This is a genomic window from Rhizobium grahamii CCGE 502 (genome assembly GCF_000298315.2).
Lineage (GTDB): Bacteria > Pseudomonadota > Alphaproteobacteria > Rhizobiales > Rhizobiaceae > Rhizobium > Rhizobium grahamii.
On sequence record NZ_AEYE02000004.1, the window covers coordinates 98,704 to 116,626 of the forward strand.

The 17,923-nt window shown below is 59.6% G+C and carries 20 protein-coding genes; 17 read left to right on the forward strand and 3 right to left on the reverse strand.

Annotated elements, in window-relative coordinates:
* Nucleotides 1-45: 45 nt before the first annotated feature.
* Entirely contained in the window at nucleotides 46-984 is a 939-nt protein-coding gene (locus RGCCGE502_RS03335; protein WP_016552752.1) for a FliM/FliN family flagellar motor switch protein, read from the reverse strand.
* Between the two features lie 6 nt (nucleotides 985-990).
* A complete protein-coding gene (gene motA / locus RGCCGE502_RS03340) occupies nucleotides 991-1,863 on the reverse strand; it encodes a flagellar motor stator protein MotA (protein ID WP_016552753.1) in 873 nt (290 codons plus the stop codon).
* 250 nt (nucleotides 1,864-2,113) lie between these two features.
* Here motA and flgF point away from each other — a divergent pair, with 250 nt between their 5' ends.
* The 13 genes from flgF to fliP all read left to right on the forward strand — a co-directional run bounded on the left by flgF (nucleotide 2,114) and on the right by fliP (nucleotide 11,063).
* Entirely contained in the window at nucleotides 2,114-2,848 is a 735-nt protein-coding gene (gene flgF, locus RGCCGE502_RS03345) for a flagellar basal-body rod protein FlgF (RefSeq protein ID WP_016552754.1), read from the forward strand.
* 14 nt (nucleotides 2,849-2,862) lie between these two features.
* Nucleotides 2,863-4,254, forward strand: a complete 1,392-nt coding sequence (gene fliI / locus RGCCGE502_RS03350) for a flagellar protein export ATPase FliI (RefSeq protein WP_016552755.1) — start codon at nucleotides 2,863-2,865, stop codon at nucleotides 4,252-4,254.
* An 11-nt stretch (nucleotides 4,255-4,265) separates the two neighbouring features.
* Nucleotides 4,266-4,817: a hypothetical protein gene (locus RGCCGE502_RS03355; RefSeq protein WP_016552756.1), complete on the forward strand. Its 552-nt coding sequence runs from the start codon at nucleotides 4,266-4,268 to the stop codon at nucleotides 4,815-4,817.
* A 170-nt stretch (nucleotides 4,818-4,987) separates the two neighbouring features.
* The gene (gene flgB / locus RGCCGE502_RS03360) at nucleotides 4,988-5,380 is read left to right on the forward strand and encodes a flagellar basal body rod protein FlgB (protein ID WP_016552757.1); all 393 of its coding nucleotides are present in this window, start codon (nucleotides 4,988-4,990) and stop codon (nucleotides 5,378-5,380) included.
* A gap of 4 nt (nucleotides 5,381-5,384) precedes the next feature.
* Nucleotides 5,385-5,801, forward strand: coding sequence for a flagellar basal body rod protein FlgC (gene flgC / locus RGCCGE502_RS03365; protein WP_016552758.1), 417 nt, complete (start codon nucleotides 5,385-5,387; stop codon nucleotides 5,799-5,801).
* Nucleotides 5,801-6,127 (forward strand): flagellar hook-basal body complex protein FliE, encoded by a 327-nt coding sequence (gene fliE, locus RGCCGE502_RS03370; RefSeq protein WP_016552759.1) that lies wholly within the window; start codon nucleotides 5,801-5,803, stop codon nucleotides 6,125-6,127. Before flgC ends, fliE begins: the two co-directional genes overlap by 1 nt.
* Before the next feature lie 19 nt (nucleotides 6,128-6,146).
* Complete coding sequence (flgG, locus tag RGCCGE502_RS03375; RefSeq protein WP_016552760.1) at nucleotides 6,147-6,935, forward strand: flagellar basal-body rod protein FlgG; 789 nt, start codon at nucleotides 6,147-6,149, stop codon at nucleotides 6,933-6,935.
* A 17-nt stretch (nucleotides 6,936-6,952) separates the two neighbouring features.
* Nucleotides 6,953-7,438 carry a flagellar basal body P-ring formation chaperone FlgA gene (flgA, locus tag RGCCGE502_RS03380; protein WP_016552761.1) on the forward strand — a complete coding sequence of 162 codons (486 nt, stop codon included), beginning with the start codon at nucleotides 6,953-6,955 and terminating at the stop codon, nucleotides 7,436-7,438.
* Nucleotides 7,435-8,556 (forward strand): flagellar basal body P-ring protein FlgI, encoded by a 1,122-nt coding sequence (locus RGCCGE502_RS03385; RefSeq protein WP_016552762.1) that lies wholly within the window; start codon nucleotides 7,435-7,437, stop codon nucleotides 8,554-8,556. The genes flgA and RGCCGE502_RS03385 overlap by 4 nt, the downstream gene beginning before the upstream one ends.
* Complete coding sequence (locus RGCCGE502_RS03390) at nucleotides 8,553-9,086, forward strand: MotE family protein (RefSeq protein WP_016552763.1); 534 nt, start codon at nucleotides 8,553-8,555, stop codon at nucleotides 9,084-9,086. Before RGCCGE502_RS03385 ends, RGCCGE502_RS03390 begins: the two co-directional genes overlap by 4 nt.
* Nucleotides 9,083-9,799, forward strand: a complete 717-nt coding sequence (gene flgH / locus RGCCGE502_RS03395; protein ID WP_016552764.1) for a flagellar basal body L-ring protein FlgH — start codon at nucleotides 9,083-9,085, stop codon at nucleotides 9,797-9,799. Before RGCCGE502_RS03390 ends, flgH begins: the two co-directional genes overlap by 4 nt.
* Nucleotides 9,800-9,810: 11 nt before the next feature.
* The gene (locus tag RGCCGE502_RS03400) at nucleotides 9,811-10,329 is read left to right on the forward strand and encodes a flagellar basal body-associated FliL family protein (RefSeq protein ID WP_016552765.1); all 519 of its coding nucleotides are present in this window, start codon (nucleotides 9,811-9,813) and stop codon (nucleotides 10,327-10,329) included.
* Entirely contained in the window at nucleotides 10,326-11,063 is a 738-nt protein-coding gene (gene fliP / locus RGCCGE502_RS03405; RefSeq protein WP_016552766.1) for a flagellar type III secretion system pore protein FliP, read from the forward strand. Before RGCCGE502_RS03400 ends, fliP begins: the two co-directional genes overlap by 4 nt.
* Before the next feature lie 86 nt (nucleotides 11,064-11,149).
* Here the strand turns inward: fliP and RGCCGE502_RS03410 are convergent, their stop codons facing one another.
* A complete protein-coding gene (locus tag RGCCGE502_RS03410) occupies nucleotides 11,150-13,081 on the reverse strand; it encodes a tetratricopeptide repeat protein (RefSeq protein ID WP_016552767.1) in 1,932 nt (643 codons plus the stop codon).
* Between the two features lie 322 nt (nucleotides 13,082-13,403).
* Between RGCCGE502_RS03410 and RGCCGE502_RS03415 the strand changes: the two genes are divergently transcribed.
* The 4 genes from RGCCGE502_RS03415 (at nucleotide 13,404) to RGCCGE502_RS03430 (ending at nucleotide 17,848) form a co-directional block, all read left to right on the forward strand.
* Complete coding sequence (locus RGCCGE502_RS03415) at nucleotides 13,404-14,294, forward strand: flagellin N-terminal helical domain-containing protein (protein WP_016552768.1); 891 nt, start codon at nucleotides 13,404-13,406, stop codon at nucleotides 14,292-14,294.
* 282 nt (nucleotides 14,295-14,576) lie between these two features.
* Nucleotides 14,577-15,467, forward strand: coding sequence for a flagellin N-terminal helical domain-containing protein (locus tag RGCCGE502_RS03420; protein ID WP_016552769.1), 891 nt, complete (start codon nucleotides 14,577-14,579; stop codon nucleotides 15,465-15,467).
* A 242-nt stretch (nucleotides 15,468-15,709) separates the two neighbouring features.
* Entirely contained in the window at nucleotides 15,710-16,618 is a 909-nt protein-coding gene (locus RGCCGE502_RS03425; RefSeq protein ID WP_016552770.1) for a flagellin N-terminal helical domain-containing protein, read from the forward strand.
* A 264-nt stretch (nucleotides 16,619-16,882) separates the two neighbouring features.
* Complete coding sequence (locus RGCCGE502_RS03430) at nucleotides 16,883-17,848, forward strand: flagellin N-terminal helical domain-containing protein (RefSeq protein ID WP_040673932.1); 966 nt, start codon at nucleotides 16,883-16,885, stop codon at nucleotides 17,846-17,848.
* Nucleotides 17,849-17,923: the final 75 nt, after the last annotated feature.

Genomic DNA, 17,923 nt, shown 5'->3' on the forward strand with positions numbered 1-17,923 from the left:
AAACTTGCCTCAAGCTGCCGTGCGGCGGCTCGGTTGGAAAATGGGCTAATTCATCAAGTGGCGGATGAGTTCGTCATCCGAGTTAATCGTATCCTTGACTCGGACGGTGTAATTCTCACCCGACCGTCCAAACTCGCAGACATACAATTCCTTACTGTTGGCGCTGACGTCGACGCGAACGTCGCCACGGTCATAGAAGGGGATAACGTCGCCGGCAGCGAGCTTTGAAATGGTCCTCAGCGTCAGGTCCTGCAGACGGATTTTGGCGTTGAGTGTTACCTGCGAGCGGCGCACCTGCTCGCTGAGTTGGTCGCTCCATTCCGCGGACTTTGCCGACTGTCCCTTGGCCTTTGGAGGCGCCACCGTCGTCTTCAACAGGGCGGCCTGGGGTACGATCAGCGAGAAATCCGAAGTGATGCCGGACAGCGTGATCGACATGTTGATTGCGGCGGCAAACTCGTCGGGTTTGTCCTCGGCGGGCTTGGTCCGCGTTTCGAACGCGTAGGGGAACTCCATGGCCGGCTCGAATCCACCGGGCGCGTTCACCGCGGAGCGGAGAACATTGGCGATCTTGTCGAAGACCATGACCGCGAGTTCGAGCTCGATTATGGAGAGCAGGCGGTCGGCCGGCTGCTCGACTGTCCCGGCATCCGCACCCAGCAAATGCTCCATCAGCGTGATGACGAAGCTGTTGCCGCAGGCGAGCGTGATGTTCTGCGACCAGTTGCGGAGTGTCGCGTCGACAAGCGTGGTGTTGCCGCCCAGATCGGTAACCAGGTCGTTCTTGTGTCCGGTGTCACAGCCGAGATAGGCGACTTCGACGTCCAGGTTGGTCTCGCTCTTGATAACGTCCGGCAGGAAGGCCGTATAGACATCGCCGAATGCGCCGCAGAGCTTCTCGATGGTAGCCTTGTCGCCCAGCCGGCCAGTCAGCTTGGCAAGAAGGGCTTCATCCATGAGGGGGTTCTTGAGGATAGCGTTCATGACCGTTTACGCCGCCTTGTTCTCGCCGCCGGGGTTCATCATTTCCTGCTCGACGGCGTCGATTGAAGGACGTTCGTAGGCCGAGATGGTCTTGCGGCCGTATTCGAGCGCAACCTGCGGCACCGAGCCGTTCATGTAGGCGAGCAGCGTCTGCTTGACGATGACATAGAGGCGGTGCTGCTTGTTGCGGACGATCTTGATCTGAGAAACGATCGGCGAGCAGACGCAATAAGACAAGAGAATGCCGAGGAAGGTGCCGACGAGTGCCGAGCCGATCAGGTGGCCGAGAACTTCGGGCGAATCGTTGATGTGCGCCATCGCCTTGATGACGCCGAGAACAGCGGCGACGATACCGATCGCCGGGAATGCGTCGCCCATCGTCTGGATCGCGTGATAAGGCTTCATCTTGTCATGAAGGATCGTGTTGATCTCTTCGTCCATGAGCGCTTCGATCTCATGCGAACGGGCATTGCCGATGATGATCAGGCGGACGTAGTCGCAGATGAACGCCGTCAGTTCCTTGTTTTTCAGGATCGTCGGCGCGGATTGGAAGATGGAGGATTCGGCCGGATTGTCGATATGGGCTTCGATCTCGTTGCGCGATTTCGTACGAAGGTCGCGCATCAGGGAATAGAGAACGCCGAGCGTATCGAGATAATTCCGTTCCTTGGGAACCGTGTGCTTGAACGCTTCGCCGAGTGCCTTTCCGGAATCCTTCACCACCTTCATCGGGTTGCCCATGACGAAGCTGCCGAGGCCCGCGCCGCCGATGATGACGAGCTCGAAGGGCTGCCAGAGCGCATCGACATGGCCGCCCATTGCCATGAAACTGCCGATGATGCAGCCGCAGGTAATCACAAATCCGATAATGATATTCATCGTCAGTCCAAACCTGATCGTTATTTTCAACCCAAGGGATAGGGCTGCTGGCTTGCGTGAGGCTGATGAATGCCCCTGCAAATCAAGCTTTTGCATGCCAGCTTCGCGCAAGGATTTGCTGTCAGCTTGTCGGTGACGAATGGGCATCCGTGCCCGTTTCTGAGATGCCGCCTCAGCGAGATCCGTGGTCGAACCGACTGCAAACACCCGGATTTCGTACCGTTCATCGCCAATGCAGGAGCCTATCGGGATGCAATCCGGTCTTTATGTTTCTTTGTCGTCGCAGATCGCACTCGAACGTCGCCTCACAACCATCGCCGACAACATGGCGAACGTGAACACGACCGGCTTTCGCGCGACGGAGGTGAAGTTCGACGAGATGCTTGGCGAGACAGGCAACAAGATCAATGCCAAGATCGCCTATGTGTCACAAGGCAACGATTATCTCTCGGGCGATAGCGGCGAGCTCGAGCACACCGGAAACATGCTGGACTTCGCGATCAAGGGCGACGCCTGGTTCTCTGTTGACACGCCGGCAGGTAAGGTTCTGACCAAGGACGGCCGCTTCACCATGAAGGATAACGGCGAACTCGTGTCGGTCCGCGGCTATCCGGTTCTTGATGCCGGCGGTGCGCCGGTGACGCTCAACACGGCCGCCGGCGAGCCAAAGGTCGGCGCCGATGGACTGATCTACCAGGACGGCAAGCAGGTCGGTTCGCTGGGTCTCTTCGAGGCCGATATCAGCAAGGGCTACCTGCGCTATGAAAACAGCGGCATCATGACGACGGAGCAGCCGCGCGCCGTCACCGATCGCTTCAATGTCGGCGTCCAGCAGGGCTACCTGGAAAACTCCAACGTCAACGCCATGCGCGAAATCACGCAACTGATCGAAGTCAATCGCGCCTTCGAGAGCATGACGTCGCTTTCGAAGGACAGCGAGGCGTCGTTCAGCGAAGCGATCAAGACGCTCGGCGGCAGCCGCTAGTCGAGGTCTGACGCATGGGTAATACACCGCTTACCGAAGCCGATCTCTCACCGAAGCTCGCGCATCTTGCCGGGCTCGTGTCGCGCTACTCGAATCCCGAGTTTTCGGTCGCCGCTGGCGGCCATGTCCAGACGATCGCGGCCGGCCACTACACGGTCACCGGGCTGTCGCGCCATGTGCGGCTCGGCGAGTTCGTAGCACACAAATCGTCCACCGGCATTCACTTGGGCGAGGTCGTCCGCGTCGAGCCGGAACTGACCTATGTCTGCCCGATCGAGCCGGGCGAGCCGATCGGCATCCATGATACGGTCATCCGCAAGGGTGCCTTTCGCATTTCGCCTGATGACAGTTGGTGCGGGCGCACGATCAATTCGCTGTGCGAGCCGATCGATGGGCTAGGCCCCATCGTCGAAGGCCTCGGTCGCCGCTCCATTTCCAACACCGCGCCGCCGTCGATGACGCGAAAGCGCGTCGAGAAAGGCTTCAAGACAGGCGTTCGCGCCATCGACATTTTCTCGCCGCTCTGCCTCGGCCAGCGTCTCGGCATTTTCGCCGGTTCAGGCGTCGGTAAATCGACGCTGCTGTCCATGTTGGCGCGCGCCGACGCCTTCGACAAGGTTGTCATTGCCCTTGTTGGCGAACGTGGCCGCGAAGTACGCGAGTTCATCGAGGATACGCTCGGCACCAACATGAGGAAGGCGATTGCCGTCGTTGCAACGAGCGACGAGAGCCCGATGCTGCGCAAGATGGCGCCGCTGACCGCCGTCACCATCGCCGAACACTTCCGCGATCAGGGCGACGATGTGCTCTTGATCGTCGATAGCGTCACCCGATTTGCCCACGCCATCCGCGAGGTTGCTACCGCATCCGGCGAACCGCCGATCGCGCGCGGCTACCCCGCTTCTGTTTTCACCGAGTTGCCACGTCTGCTGGAGCGCGCAGGTCCCGGCCCGGAAGGCACGGGGACGATCACCGCGATCATCTCGATCCTCGTCGATGGCGACAACCACAACGACCCGATCGCCGACTCGACCCGCGGTATCCTGGACGGACATATCGTTCTGCAGCGCAGCCTGGCGGAGGAGGGACGCTACCCGCCAATCGATCCGCTGGCCTCGATCTCGCGCCTCGCGCGCAAGGCCTGGACCCCGGACCAGGAAAAGCTCGTGTCGCGTCTGAAGACGCTCATCCATCGGTTCGAGGAAACCCGCGACCTCCGCCTGATCGGCGGCTATCGGCAGGGCGCCGATCCTGATCTCGACATGGCGGTCAAGCAGGTACCCATTATTTACGATGTTTTGAAACAGTCGCCGGGCGATGTCGATTCGCAGGATGCCTTTGCCGATCTGGCTGGGGCCCTGAAAGCGGCGGCCGGCATCGGCGGCCAGCCGAATATCCGCAGGTAGAGAGGCGCGACGTGACCGATTTCGATGACGATGAGAAGATCGCTCCCCTGAAGCCCTTGCGGCGCAAGACCATCTTCCTTGACCGCGCCTTGACGATTGCCGGCCTGGCATTGGCTGGAGCGTCCGCGTTTTTCCCATGGTACGTCTTCTTCAACGAGGACAAGTTCGGCATCAACGTCGCGCAGGGCGACCGCACGCGCGATCTCCCGGACTGGCCGGCGCGAAACGTCTTCAGCGTCTCGCCGCTGGCGATGGCCAACAAAAACCAATACGAGAAGAAGCCCGAAATTCCGGTCGATCCGCTGACGACCGCGACGGTCTCCAACATCGGCAAGGAGGATGACAAGGGTCCGCCGGCCGAAGACCAGCCGTTTCCCAGCAAGTCCGGTTTTCGACTTCTCCACGTGGCAAACGGCCGCGCGCTGATCGAAGACCCGTCCGGCATGTATGTCGTGCGTGTCGGCTCGATTCTGCCGGACGAGAGCCGGCTGGCGACGTTGGAGGAGCGTGATGGCAAATGGGTCATCATCACCTCCAAGGGCGATGTCTATCAGCATAATTGAGCACCGCCCACGAGGCAGCGAATCAACGGAAGGCTCCACCGATGGTTGGAGCCTTCTTCGCGTTGTGGAGGCAGTGGCCAAAAAGCTCCCGGATTGCCGGACCGCATTCCCCGTAAGTCTGACGCAAGATTACCGCCCTAGGTTCGCATCAGTAAAAACGGAGAGTTCCCATGCAACCGATTCAACTTTTCGACTTGGCCTCGCGGCAGGCCGAATGGCTGACGATCCGTCAGGAGGTTGTTGCCGGCAACATCGCGAACGCGAACACGCCGAAGTATCGCGCCAAGGACATCACGCCCTTCCAGGCCGCCCTCGACAAGTCGGACGTTACGATGGCGCGCACCAATGCTGCGCACCTCACCGGCAATGATCTGGGCACGAAGAGCGACATCGACGTCAAGGATGCGAGTCTCGATCAGGAGATCGGTGTCCAGGAGTCCGGCAACACGGTCGGTCTCGCCGAGGAACTTTCCAAGTCTGGTGAAATCAAGCGTCAATACGATTTGAACACCTCGCTGGTGAGCTCGTTCAACCGGCTGATGCTGATGACGGTGAAGAGCTAAGATCATGGACCCTTTGTCGGCAGCACTCAAAATCGCAGGATCGGGGCTCGAGGCGCAATCGACGCGCCTGCGCATCGTGTCCGAAAACATTGCCAACGCCCGCTCGACGGGTGATACGCCCGGCGCCGATCCCTACCGTCGCAAGACGGTCACATTCGGGGAAGCCGTGGATCGCGCCAACGGTGTCACCACGGTCAACGTCAAGAAGCTCGGCGAGGATGAATCGAAGTTCATCACCGAATACGACCCGAGCAATCCTGCGGCGGACGAGAAGGGCATCGTCAAGCTCCCCAACGTCAACATGCTGGTCGAGATGGCCGACATGCGGGAAGCCAACCGCTCCTATGACGCCAATCTGCAGACCATCAAGCAATCCCGCGACCTGATCTCGGCAACGATCGATCTACTGAAGAGCCAATAATGATCAACAACGTCAATAGCGTCAGCTCCCTCTCAATGACCCGCGGCCTCGCCGCTATCGAACAGGACAGCTCGACGGCTTCCTCAGCTGCAGAAAGCGCAGCAAACGACGGCGGCTTCGGTGCGGTTCTCAGCAATGTTGCGACTGGGGCAGTGAACACCCTGAAGAATGCGGAAAGCATGTCTTTTGCCGGCATCAAGGGCACGGCCACCACACGCGAAGTCGTCGATGCCGTCATGCAGGCGCAGCAGACGCTGCAGACTGCAATCGCTATTCGCGACAAGGTCGTTTCTGCCTTTCTCGACGTCACCCGGATGCAGATGTAATTGATTTAAGGACGAAGCCATGAGAGCGCTTGCCATTGCTGCGACGGGTATGGATGCCCAGCAGACCAATCTCGAAGTCATCGCCAACAACATCGCGAACATCAATACGACCGGCTACAAGCGGGCTCGCGCTGAATTTACCGACCTGCTGTATCAGACCGAGCGCGCCAAGGGCGTTTCCAACCGCGCAAACCAGGCGATCGTGCCGGAAGGTGCGAACATCGGTCTCGGCGTCCAGACGTCCGCTGTCCGCAACCTGCACATTCAGGGCGAACTCTCGCAGACCGGCAACGATCTCGATGTGGCGATGATCGGTCGCGGCTTCTTCCAGATCCAGGCGCCGGATGGCACCACGCTCTATACCCGCGCCGGCGCCTTCAACAAGAACGAGACAGGCCAGATCGTCACTGTCGACGGCTATCTCGTGGCTCCGAACATCACGATCCCACAAGGCTCGACGCAGGTCACGATCAGCCGCTCGGGCGAAGTCTCAGCGAAGCTGCCGGGCAATACCGATCCGACCGTGCTCGGCCAGCTGCAGATCGCCGACTTCGTCAACGAAGCCGGCCTTCAGCCGCTCGGCGACAACCTCTTCCAGCAGACGCCGGCCTCAGGTGATCCCGTCGTCGGCACGCCCGACGAAGAGGGCTTCGGCTACATGAAGCAGGGCTACCTCGAGTCCTCGAACGTCGATCCAGTGAAGGAAATCACCGAACTGATCTCGGCGCAGCGTGCCTATGAAATGAACTCCAAGGTCATCACCACCGCCGACGAAATGGCCTCCATCGTCAGCAAAAACCTGAAGTAGCAGGGAAGGGCCGAAACATGATGTTTTGCCGGGTCAAAGGCATCCTCGGATGGGCGGCAGCCGCCGTCGTTGCGATCACCGCATTTGCCGCACCGCAGGCAGCATTTGCCGCCGGGATGGGCTTTGCGGTCGTTCCGACAACGACGATCTACCCCGGCGAAACCGTGTCCGGCGCCCAGCTCCAGGAAGTGGAAGTGACCAACCCGAACCTGACGGGAGACTATGCAAAGTCGATCCGCCAGGTGGAAGGGATGATCTCGAAGCGCACGCTTTTGCCGGGACGCACCATCTCGGTCTCGGCACTGCGCGAGCCCTTTACCGTGGCACGCGGCTCGTCGATCCGGTTGATCTTCACGCTTGGCCCGATGACGATCTCCGCAGCAGGCTCACCGCTTGAAGACGGCATGACGGGGCAGCTCATCCGCGTTCGCAACATGGATTCCGGCGTGATTGTCAGCGGCACCGTGCTCGCCGACGGCACCATACACGTGGCCGCAAAATGAAGAAGTTTTTCCGCCTTTTCGTCGCTCTCGCGTTTTTGTCTCCGAACGTCGTCGCGGTCACGCCCGCTGCGGCGATGAATTCGCGCATCAAGGACATCGCCTCCTTGCAGGCAGGACGTGACAACCAGCTGATCGGCTATGGCTTGATCGTCGGCCTCCAAGGGACGGGCGACGGCTTCCGTGCCTCGCCGTTTACCGAGCAGTCGATGCGCGCGATGCTGCAGAATCTTGGCATCTCCACGCAGAGCAGTCAGTCCAACGCCAAGAACACGGCGGCTGTGATGGTCACGGCCAATCTGCCGCCTTTTGCCAGCCCCGGCAGCCGCATCGATGTGAACGTCAGTTCGCTTGGTGATGCGACCTCGCTACGCGGCGGCACGCTGATCATGACATCGCTCTCGGGCGCAGACGGCCAGATCTACGCGGTCGCGCAGGGCTCCGTCGTTGTCTCGGGCTTTAACGCCCAGGGCCAGGCCGCAACGATAACCGAGGGCGTGACGACCGCCGGTCGTGTGCCGGGCGGCGCCATCATCGAACGCGAGCTGCCCTCGCGCTTCAAGGATTCCGTCAATCTCGTTCTGCAGCTGCGCAACCCCGACTTCTCGACGGCCATCCGCATCGCCGATGTCGTCAACGGCTACGCTTCCGCTCGTTTCGGCGGCCCGGTAGCCGAGGCCAAGGATGCGCAGGAGGTCATCGTCCAGAAGCCGAGAACGGCGGATCTGACACGTCTGATGGCCGATCTGGAGAATCTCGTCGTCGAAACGGATACCCCGGCCAAGGTCGTCGTGAACGAGCGGACCGGAACGATCGTTATCGGTGCGGACGTGCGCGTATCGCCGGTCGCCGTCAGCTATGGTACTCTGACCGTCCAGGTGACCGAAACGCCACAGATCATTCAGCCCGAGCCATTCTCGCGTGGCGTGACCGCGGTACAGCCGCAGACCGATATCGCAGCGCAGAAGACCGGCGGCAAGGTGGCGCTGCTGGACGGGCCTGACCTCAGGACACTGGTGGCGGGTCTCAACAACATCGGCGTCAAGCCGGATGGCATCATTGCCATCCTCCAGGGCATCAAATCAGCCGGCGCGCTGCAAGCGGAGCTCGTCCTGCAATGATGAAGAACATGGCCTTGTCCGATCTGCTTCAGCGGCTTGCCCTGCCGACCATGGCCGTCGTGGCGCTGTCCATTCCCGGGGCCTTCGCACAGGAGCAGCCGGCGCCGAAGGGTGAGATGACCTCGCAGGAAGAGATCAAGCAGTTCTGCACGAACATTGCCGATCCCGCCCGCGACCAACGCTACCTGCTGCAGAAGCAGGAACTCGAGAAGCTCCGCGCCGACGTCGATTCGCGCATTGCCGAGATGAACAAGCGCAAAGAGGAATATCAGGACTGGCTGAAGCGCCGTGATGTCTTCCTCAAGCAGGCCGAAGCGGGCCTCACCGATATCTATAAGAAAATGAAGCCGGACGCAGCCGCATCGCAGCTGCAAGAGGTCAAGATCGAGGTGGCAGCGGCGGTCATCATGCGGCTGAACCCGACCCAGTCGAGCCTGATCCTCAACGAGATGGATCCGCAGAAGGCTGCGGTCATCGCCAACATCATCGCCAGCGCGTCCGATCCAAATACGTCGAAGGACCCCTCATGAACAAGCGTTTCCCGGCCGCGATCGCCGCTGTCGCCCTCCTTGCAGGCTGCGCATCACCGCAGGCTGTCAATGAGATCGGTCGCGCCCCGGCCATGAGCCCGATCGGCAGCGGTCTCGCCTATGGCCAGACGCCCCAGATGGCGCTCTATCCGAAGCAGCCGCGCCAGGTGGCGCAGGGCTACTCGCTCTGGAGCGACTCGCAGGCCGCCCTCTTCAAGGATGCCCGCGCTCTCAATGTCGGCGATATCCTGACCGTCGATATCAAGATCAACGATAAGGCGAAATTCGAGAACGACACCAGCCGCAGCCGAACCAATTCGAGCGCCATGAACTGGGACGTCAACGCCAACGTCATGGGTTGGAATCCGTCCTCGAAGACCGACCTGACCTACGGCTCCGACACCAGCACCGACGGCAAGGGTAAGATCGACCGCTCCGAAACGCTGAAGCTTCTGGTCGCCGCGGTGGTCACCGGCATTCTCGAGAACGGCAATCTGGTGATCAGCGGCTCCCAGGAGGTTCGCGTCAACCAGGAGATCCGCATTCTCAACGTCGCCGGTATCGTCCGTCCACAGGACGTCGACGCCGACAACCTGATTTCCTACGAGAAGATTGCTGAGGCCCGCATCTCTTACGGCGGTCGCGGCCGCCTGATGGAAGTGCAGCAGCCGCCGCGCGGCCAGCAGGCCGTCGATCTCTTCTCGCCGCTCTGAGGCAGAACATCATGGCAGAGACAGAAGCCGCCGAAGGCCAGCCGAAGAAGAAATCGGCCGCAATCATGACCATCGCCGGGCTCGCGATCCTGACGCTGCTCGGCGCCGGCGGCGGATGGGTGGTTGGTGCCATGGTCGCACCCAACATCAAGGGTGCCGAGCAGGCGGAGCAAGCAAAGGTGGCCAAGGACGAGGCCGCGCAAAAGAAGGAAGGCGAGGCGGGACTGCCTCACATTTCCACGGAAGCCAACAACGTCGTTCAGCTTGAGCCGATCACGTCGAACCTCGCCTATCCCTCGGAGAACTGGGTTCGTCTGGAAGTCGCACTGCTGTTTTCCGGCCCGCCCGACGTGAAACTCGCAGAGGATATCCATCAAGATATTCTCGCCTACGTCCGTACGGTTTCGCTGCAGCAGATCGAAGGGCCGCGAGGCTTCGAATATCTTAAGGATGACATCCAGGAGCGTGTTGACCTTCGCGCGCAAGGCCGCGTATCGAAGGTCATGTTCAGGACCTTCGTCGTCGAATGATTCGATTCCTATTGCTGTTCGCTGCCATGATGGCGGCACCGGAGCTGGCGCATGCGCAGCAGCTCCCGACAAACCTGTTGAACTTGCCGGTCGACGGTTCTGTCGCGGCATGGATCATCAGAACATTCGGCCTGCTGACCGTCCTTTCGGTCGCGCCGGGCATCCTGATCATGGTGACGAGCTTCCCGCGCTTCGTCATCGCCTTCTCGATCCTTCGGTCGGGAATGGGCCTGTCCTCCACTCCTTCGAATATGATCTTGCTGTCGCTGGCGCTGTTCATGACCTTCTATGTCATGCAGCCGACCTTCGACCAGGCATGGCAGACGGGCGTTCAACCGCTCCTGTCGAACCAGATCGACGAGCAGCAGGCCATCACGCGCATCGCGGAACCCTTCCGCACCTTCATGACAAACAACACGCGCGACAAGGATCTGGCGCTTTTCGTCGATTTGGCGCGGGAGCGCGGCCAGAGCGTCGAGACCGGTGAGAAGATCGACTACCGCGTCCTCATTCCCGCTTTCATGATCTCGGAGATCCGGCGCGGTTTCGAGATCGGCTTTCTGGTTGTTCTCCCATTCCTGGTCATCGACCTGATCGTTGCCACCATCACCATGGCGATGGGCATGATGATGCTGCCGCCGACATCGATTTCGCTGCCGTTCAAGATCCTCTTCTTCGTGCTGATCGACGGCTGGAATCTCCTGGTCGGAAGCCTGGTCCGCTCGTTCCACTAGGCTCACGGCGCAACCTGCGAGCAAAATACCACGAAACGGAAAACCCGCCGCGGAGACGCGGCGGGTTTTCTGTTTGTCGGGTTGGCTCACACGGTGGTGATGAAAGGCGTTGTCCGCGGCGGCAGCGCCGGGACGTCGAGATGATCCGGCTCCAAGCCGCGCTTGGCGCGGTCGACCATCATTTCGTAAGCCTTCTCGAGATGCTGCCGGAAGCGATCCGCATCGAAGAGCGGCATGATGCCGGCGTTTTGCTTGAGGCGCGCCTTGTAGGCGACGACGCGTTGCGTATCGAGCGCCATCTCCACGGCCATATCCTCATAAGCCTGCGTATCGGTGGCCACGAGGTCCGGCAAGCCGATGGCATTCAGCAAGCTCTCGCTGACGCGCGACGCGAAGTTGGTACCCTTGACGGTCAGTACCGGCAAACCGCCCCAGAGCTGCTCCGACGTTGTCGTGTGACCGTTGACCGGGAAGGTGTCGAGGCCCAGATCGGCGCATTGCTGTCGGTCGATATGCTTTTGATAGGTGACGCGCGGGCAGAAGATGATGCGATCCGCAGTGATCCCGCGCTTGTTCGCGTAGTTCCGGATATTCGTTTCGGCGCGAACTGACGAGAGCATCAGCCAGAGGACGCTGTTCGGCGCGCGCCGGAGGATGTTGCACCAGATATCGAGCGTCTCGGCCGTAATCTTGCGATTGCCGTTGAATGACGCGAACACGAATGCATCGTCCGGCAGTCCGACCGCCGCGCGCGTGGTAGGCGTCGGCTTCGGGCGGTTCATCGGATCGTTCGGCTGGTAGCTCTCGGGCATCCTAACGAATTTCTCGTGATAGTGAGGCTTGGCGCGATCGGGCAGGACGACGTGATCGCCGACGATGTAATCGAGGTCGATGTTGACCGTGCTGCCGGGAAAGCCCAGCCAGGATACGTGGATCGGCGCGACACTCTGGTTAAGGATATCCGGCCGCCCGTCGGTGGTATGACCCTTGAGATCGACAAGAATGTCGATTTCCAGCTCTCGGATTTTTTCGGCGACCTCAGCGTTGGTCAGATCGCGGATCAGGCAGATGTTGCCCCAGGCGGATCGGTCGGCCTTGTTCGCTGCCAGATACGCTTCTCCGGAGTGGCAGAAAAGGGTGATCTCAAAGCGGTTGCGGTCATGCAGCTCGAGCACACGCTGGAGCAGCTTCATCGTCGCATGGTCGCTCCAGAAGTCTGACGAGAGATAGCCGATCCGGATCTTCTCTCCCCAGTTGTGAGGCAGCAACCGCCGCTTTGCCGCGAGTTCCGGCAATGACAGGAGGGGGTTGAGCGAGACGATGCCGTTCAGCGCCTCGTCTCCGCACCAATGCAGATTATAGAAGGGGTTGTCCTTTCGCAGAAACTCGAGATCGCGCTTCGCGATCATGTCGGCGATCGGACCAAAAAGGCTGGCGACGCGGCCGTAGTCGCAGGTCTCCCGCGCAAAGACGAGATTGAGCAGGCGGAGCGCCGGCATCTCAGGAAATCGCTTGAAGAGGTTCGCTACGAGGGCCTCGTTCGTCGGATCCAGAATGTGGTCGGTCAACGCGTGAACCGCGAGCGCGATGTGTTCCGGATTGGAGCTTTCCGAGATAACCCGCCTGAAAGGGCTGATGAGATCAAGCCGTCCCTGCTTGATGTAGATCGAGACGAGGACATAGGCGAGATCGGCGTCGTTTTGCGCCAACTTCATCACGCGCAAGGCATGCGCCAGCGCCTCCTGTTCGTCGCCGCTCTGCAAATACAGGATTGCTGCTTCGCGTGTGTAGATCGACTCCGCCTGACCATCGAGCTTCCCGGCGAGCGAATAGGCGGCGGCGGCTTCGGCCTTGAAGCCAAGCTTTATAAGGTTTTTGGCGAGAAGCACGTAGGTCTTGACGTCCTTCTGCGTGTCGACGAGTTGGTTCAGCACCTCAAGCGACTTGAGATAGAGGCCCTTCTGGTAATCCTTGGAGGCCGCTGCGAATGAAATGCTACTGTTCAAGACCCACTCCATGCCGGGATTTCGTCGACGCGCCAGACCACGAGCATATGGGCACGGTCCTAGCTGTCTCATTCTAAGCATTTGAAGCTTGCATGAAGCCGGTGTTGCAGCGGGGCGAGGCGATCTCTTCAGCCATCATTAACCACTGCAGGTGTCGGCGGCGGTTTCCTAATGATCTTAACTGCTTGGCAATCAATGGCTGCGAAATTCACATGGACATGACGGGTTTGGTTGCTCAACAAAATGGCACCGAGTGGCATGAAGCTGGTCCGTCATCGCCGGTATAGAAGTCCGGTATGTCCTCCTTTTGTATTTTGTTTTTGGGGACAGACTTATGACAAGCATTAACACCAACAATTCCGCAATGGCGGCACTCCAGACGCTGCGCAACGTCAACAAAGGCTTGAACGAGACGCAGGCGGCAGTTTCGTCTGGCCTGCGCGTCGGCAAGGCTTCCGACAACGCTGCTTACTGGTCGATCGCCACCACGATGAAGTCGGACAACAAGGCCCTTTCGGCTGTTTCCGACGCCCTCGGCATGGGTGCTGCAAAGATCGACACGGCTTACACCGCTGTTGACAGCGCCATCGATATCGTTGGCGAAATCAAGGCCAAGCTCGTTGCCGCAACTGAAAAGGGCGTCGACAAGGCGAAGGTTCAGGACGAAATCTCGCAGCTGCAGGCACAGCTCTACAGCGTTGCCCAGTCGGCTTCGTTCAACGGCGAAAACTGGGTCAACAACTCGGGCGGCACCGTCAGCGTTGTTTCCTCCTTCGTCCGCGGCACCAACGGTACGGTCAGCATCAAGACCACCGACTACGTTCTCAGCGCCACGAACACCCTGTTCAACAGCGCGACGGGCGGCATTCTCGGCTCGACCGGCACGAACTACACGACGGCTTCGATCTACTCCTTCACGATCAGCTCGACGACGACCCAGGGCCAGATCGACAGCCTGCTCAGCGACGTTGAAAGCGCTCTGAAGTCGATGACCACGCTCGGCTCGCAGCTCGGTTCGCTGCAGAAGCGCGTCGACATCCAGTCCGATTTCGTCTCCTCGCTCAGCGACTCGATCGACTCCGGTATCGGCCGCCTGGTTGACGCCGACATGGAAGAAGAGTCCTCCAAGCTCAGCGCCCTGCAGACCCAGCAGCAGCTGGCGATCCAGTCGCTGTCGATCGCGAACTCCTCTTCGCAGAACATCCTCTCGCTGTTCCGCGGCTGATAACAGCTTCGCGCAGTATCAGGGAAAAGTTTTACGGCCGGGGCTTGCTCCGGCCGTAAATGTTTTAATTTCCGGTTAATGCGGCGCCGCTAAGCATCAGATTTTTTTAGATATTTTTAATTTTTCGGTTCAGAGTTTCTTAACCATGATAGGGTTTTATGTGCCTATCGAAACGGCGAGTTGACTGCGCACAGAGAGCGGTCAACAGGCATGAGGCTGACCGTCGTTCCCGGTAGTCCGGAATGTCCCTTCCTATCAATTATGCCAAAGGGGCAAATTAAAATGACCAGCATTCTGACCAACAATTCCGCAATGGCCGCTCTCCAGACGCTGCGCGATGTCAACAGCGGCCTGTCGAAGACGCAGGGCGCCGTTTCGTCTGGCCTGCGCGTCGGCAAGGCTTCCGACAACGCTGCTTACTGGTCGATCGCCACCACGATGAAGTCGGACAACAAGGCCCTTTCGGCCGTTTCCGACGCCCTCGGCATGGGTGCTGCGAAGATCGACACGGCTTACACCGCTGTCGACAGCGCCATCGACCTCGTCGGCGAAATCAAGGCCAAGCTCGTTGCCGCAACTGAAAAGGGCGTCGACAAGCTGAAGCTGCAGGACGAAATCACCCAGCTGCAGGCACAGCTCTACAGCGTTGCCCAGTCGGCTTCGTTCAACGGCGAAAACTGGGTCAACAACTCGGGCGGTACCGTCAGCGTTGTTTCCTCCTTCGTCCGCGGCACCAACGGTACGGTCAGCGTCAAGACCACCGACTACGTTCTCAACGCCACGAACACCCTGTTCAACAGCGCGACGGGCGGCATTCTCGGCTCGACCGGCACGAACTACACGACGGCTTCGATCTACTCCTTCACGATCAGCGCGACGACGACCCAGGGCCAGATCGACAGCCTGCTCAGCGACGTCGAACTCTCTCTGAAGGCGATGACCACGCTCGGCTCGCAGCTCGGTTCGCTGCAGAAGCGCGTCGACATCCAGACCGACTTCGTGTCCTCGCTCAGCGACTCGATCGACTCCGGTATCGGCCGCCTGGTTGACGCCGACATGGAAGAAGAGTCCTCCAAGCTCAGCGCCCTGCAGACCCAGCAGCAGCTGGCTGTACAGTCGCTGTCGATCGCGAACTCCTCTTCGCAGAACATCCTCTCGCTGTTCCGCAACTAACACCAGGAGCGCCTCCGGGCGTTTCGGCAGACAGATCGCCAATCGAAAGCCGCGCTTCCCAAGCGCGGCTTTTTTAATGCTTGTTAACTTCGCGTTAACCAAACTCATGTTTTCTGCCGTCAACGAAACGGTATGTTAACCAAGCTTAAGAAGCGGTTAGCGGGCATGAAGCTGATTGCCGTTCCCCGGTGGCGGACCGGAATGTCCCTTTTCAATATTTGCCAATAAGGGGCGATAATTTCATGACCAGCATTTTGACGAACGTCGCGGCAATGTCCGCCCTCCAGACCCTGCGCAGCATCAATGGCAGCCTGGAAGAGACACAGAGCCGTGTTTCGTCCGGCTACCGCGTCGCCGAAGCCAAGGACAACGCTGCCTACTGGTCGATTGCAACGACGATGCGCTCCGACAACAAGGCGCTTTCGGCCGTTTCCGACGCGCTCGGCCTCGGCGCAGCAAAGGTGGACACCGCCTATTCGGCGATGGACAGCTCCATCGACGTCGTTAGCGAGATCAAGGCGAAGATTGTTGCGGCGACCGAAAAGGGCGTCGACAAGAACAAGATCCAGGATGAGATTGCGCAGCTTCAGCAGCAGCTCCTGAGCATCGCCCAGTCTGCCTCCTTCTCGGGTGAAAACTGGGTTGCAGGCAATACGACGAAGAGCGTCGTCTCCTCGTTTGTCCGCAACGCCAATGGTCAGGTCTCCGTCCAGACGACCCAGTATGTCCTTGACGACAGCACCAGCGGTAACGTCCTCTTCGGCATGACGACCACGGGTGCGATCAACACCTCGAGCGGTATCATCGGGACCTCCTCTGGCAGCGTCGGTTCCATTTACAGCATGAACATCAGCAGCTTCAGCCCTAGTGACATCGACCTCGCACTGACGACTGTCGAAGCCGGCCTGAGCGCAATGACGAAAGCAGCCTCGCAGCTCGGCTCGATCTCGACCCGCATCGACCTGCAGGAAAGCTTCGTTTCCGACCTCAGCGACTCGATCGACTCGGGCGTTGGACGCCTCGTCGACGCGGATATGGAAGAGGAATCGAGCAAACTAACGGCCCTGCAGACGCAGCAACAACTGGCGATCCAATCACTGTCGATCGCGAACTCCAGCGCGCAGAACGTTCTGACGCTGTTCAAGAACTAAGCCGTCCAGCAGTATCATAAAGAGATAGGAAAGCCGCGTCGTCGATGCGGCTTTCTCATTGTTTTTGAAGCAATAATCAAGATTGCGCGAGGCTTGCGACGCTGAAGCCGCTGCACTTGCGCCCGTGGAGCGCCTTGGTTAACTTCGCTTAACAGTTGATTTGTTTTGCGACAAACCGGACCTGGGAAACCAGCCGGGGGCATGACGCCAGGTCAGTCGCTGCCGGTCGCCGGCCTGTCCCGTTTCCCTACTCAGAGCCAGAAAATGACATACAAAATTACCAGCTCGGCCCAGGTAAACGCCCTCGCGGCGCTGCGCATCATTAACAAGGACGTCGCAACGACACAGCAGCAGGTTTCGTCAGGCTATCGCGTCGAAACGGCTGCCGACGATGCGACTTATTGGTCTTTTGCAAGCGTCATGCGCTCGGACAGCAGCTCGCTGCAGAACGTTCACGACGCGCTCGGCGTCGGTGCATCGAAGGTCGATACCGCCTATACGTCGATGGAAAGCCTCATCGACCAGTTGGGCGAGATCCGCAAGACCCTGGTGACAGCGCAGGAGGCCGGCGTCGACAAGACGAAGCTCAATACGACGCTGACCGAGTTGAAGGGACAGTTGCAGACGACTGTCCAGACGACGAATTTTGCCGGTGAAAACTGGCTGCTCAACCGCGATACGAACCTTCCGATCTCGCGCTCGGTGATCGGCGGTTTCGTGCGTGGCACGAGCGGTGAATATCAGGCGCAGACCATTGATTTTCCTGCCGATCAGACCGTCATGATCGATATGACGGACGCCAATCGCGGTCTTCTCACGAAGACGGTCGACGCGAACACGTTGAATTCCGATGGCACGACCACTGCTCGCAACTACTACCTACTGGATTCGGGCTCCACGACGCCTGCGAGCGGAACCGAAATAGCGCTCGACGCCAACACGACGCCGGCGCAATTGAAGGACATGATGGCGGTTGTCGATTCCATCCTGTCGAAACTGACAACGACCGCGGCCGGCCTCGGCACGATGAGTGCCCGTATCAGTGATCGTGTTTCCTATACCGCCAACATGTCCGATTTGATCGACAAGGGCGTTGGCGCGCTGGTCGACACCGACATGGACGAAGCCTCGACCCTTCAGAAGGCGCTGCAGACGCAGCAGCAAATGGGCGTTCAGGCCATCTCGATCCTGAATACTGCCGCCAGCAAGGTGCTGATCCTGTTGCAATAGTGGTCGGAGCGCTGTTGAGCTTGTCCGGCTTCACCCTTCATCCTCGCGCAAGTTTGACACCCTAGTTTCGATACA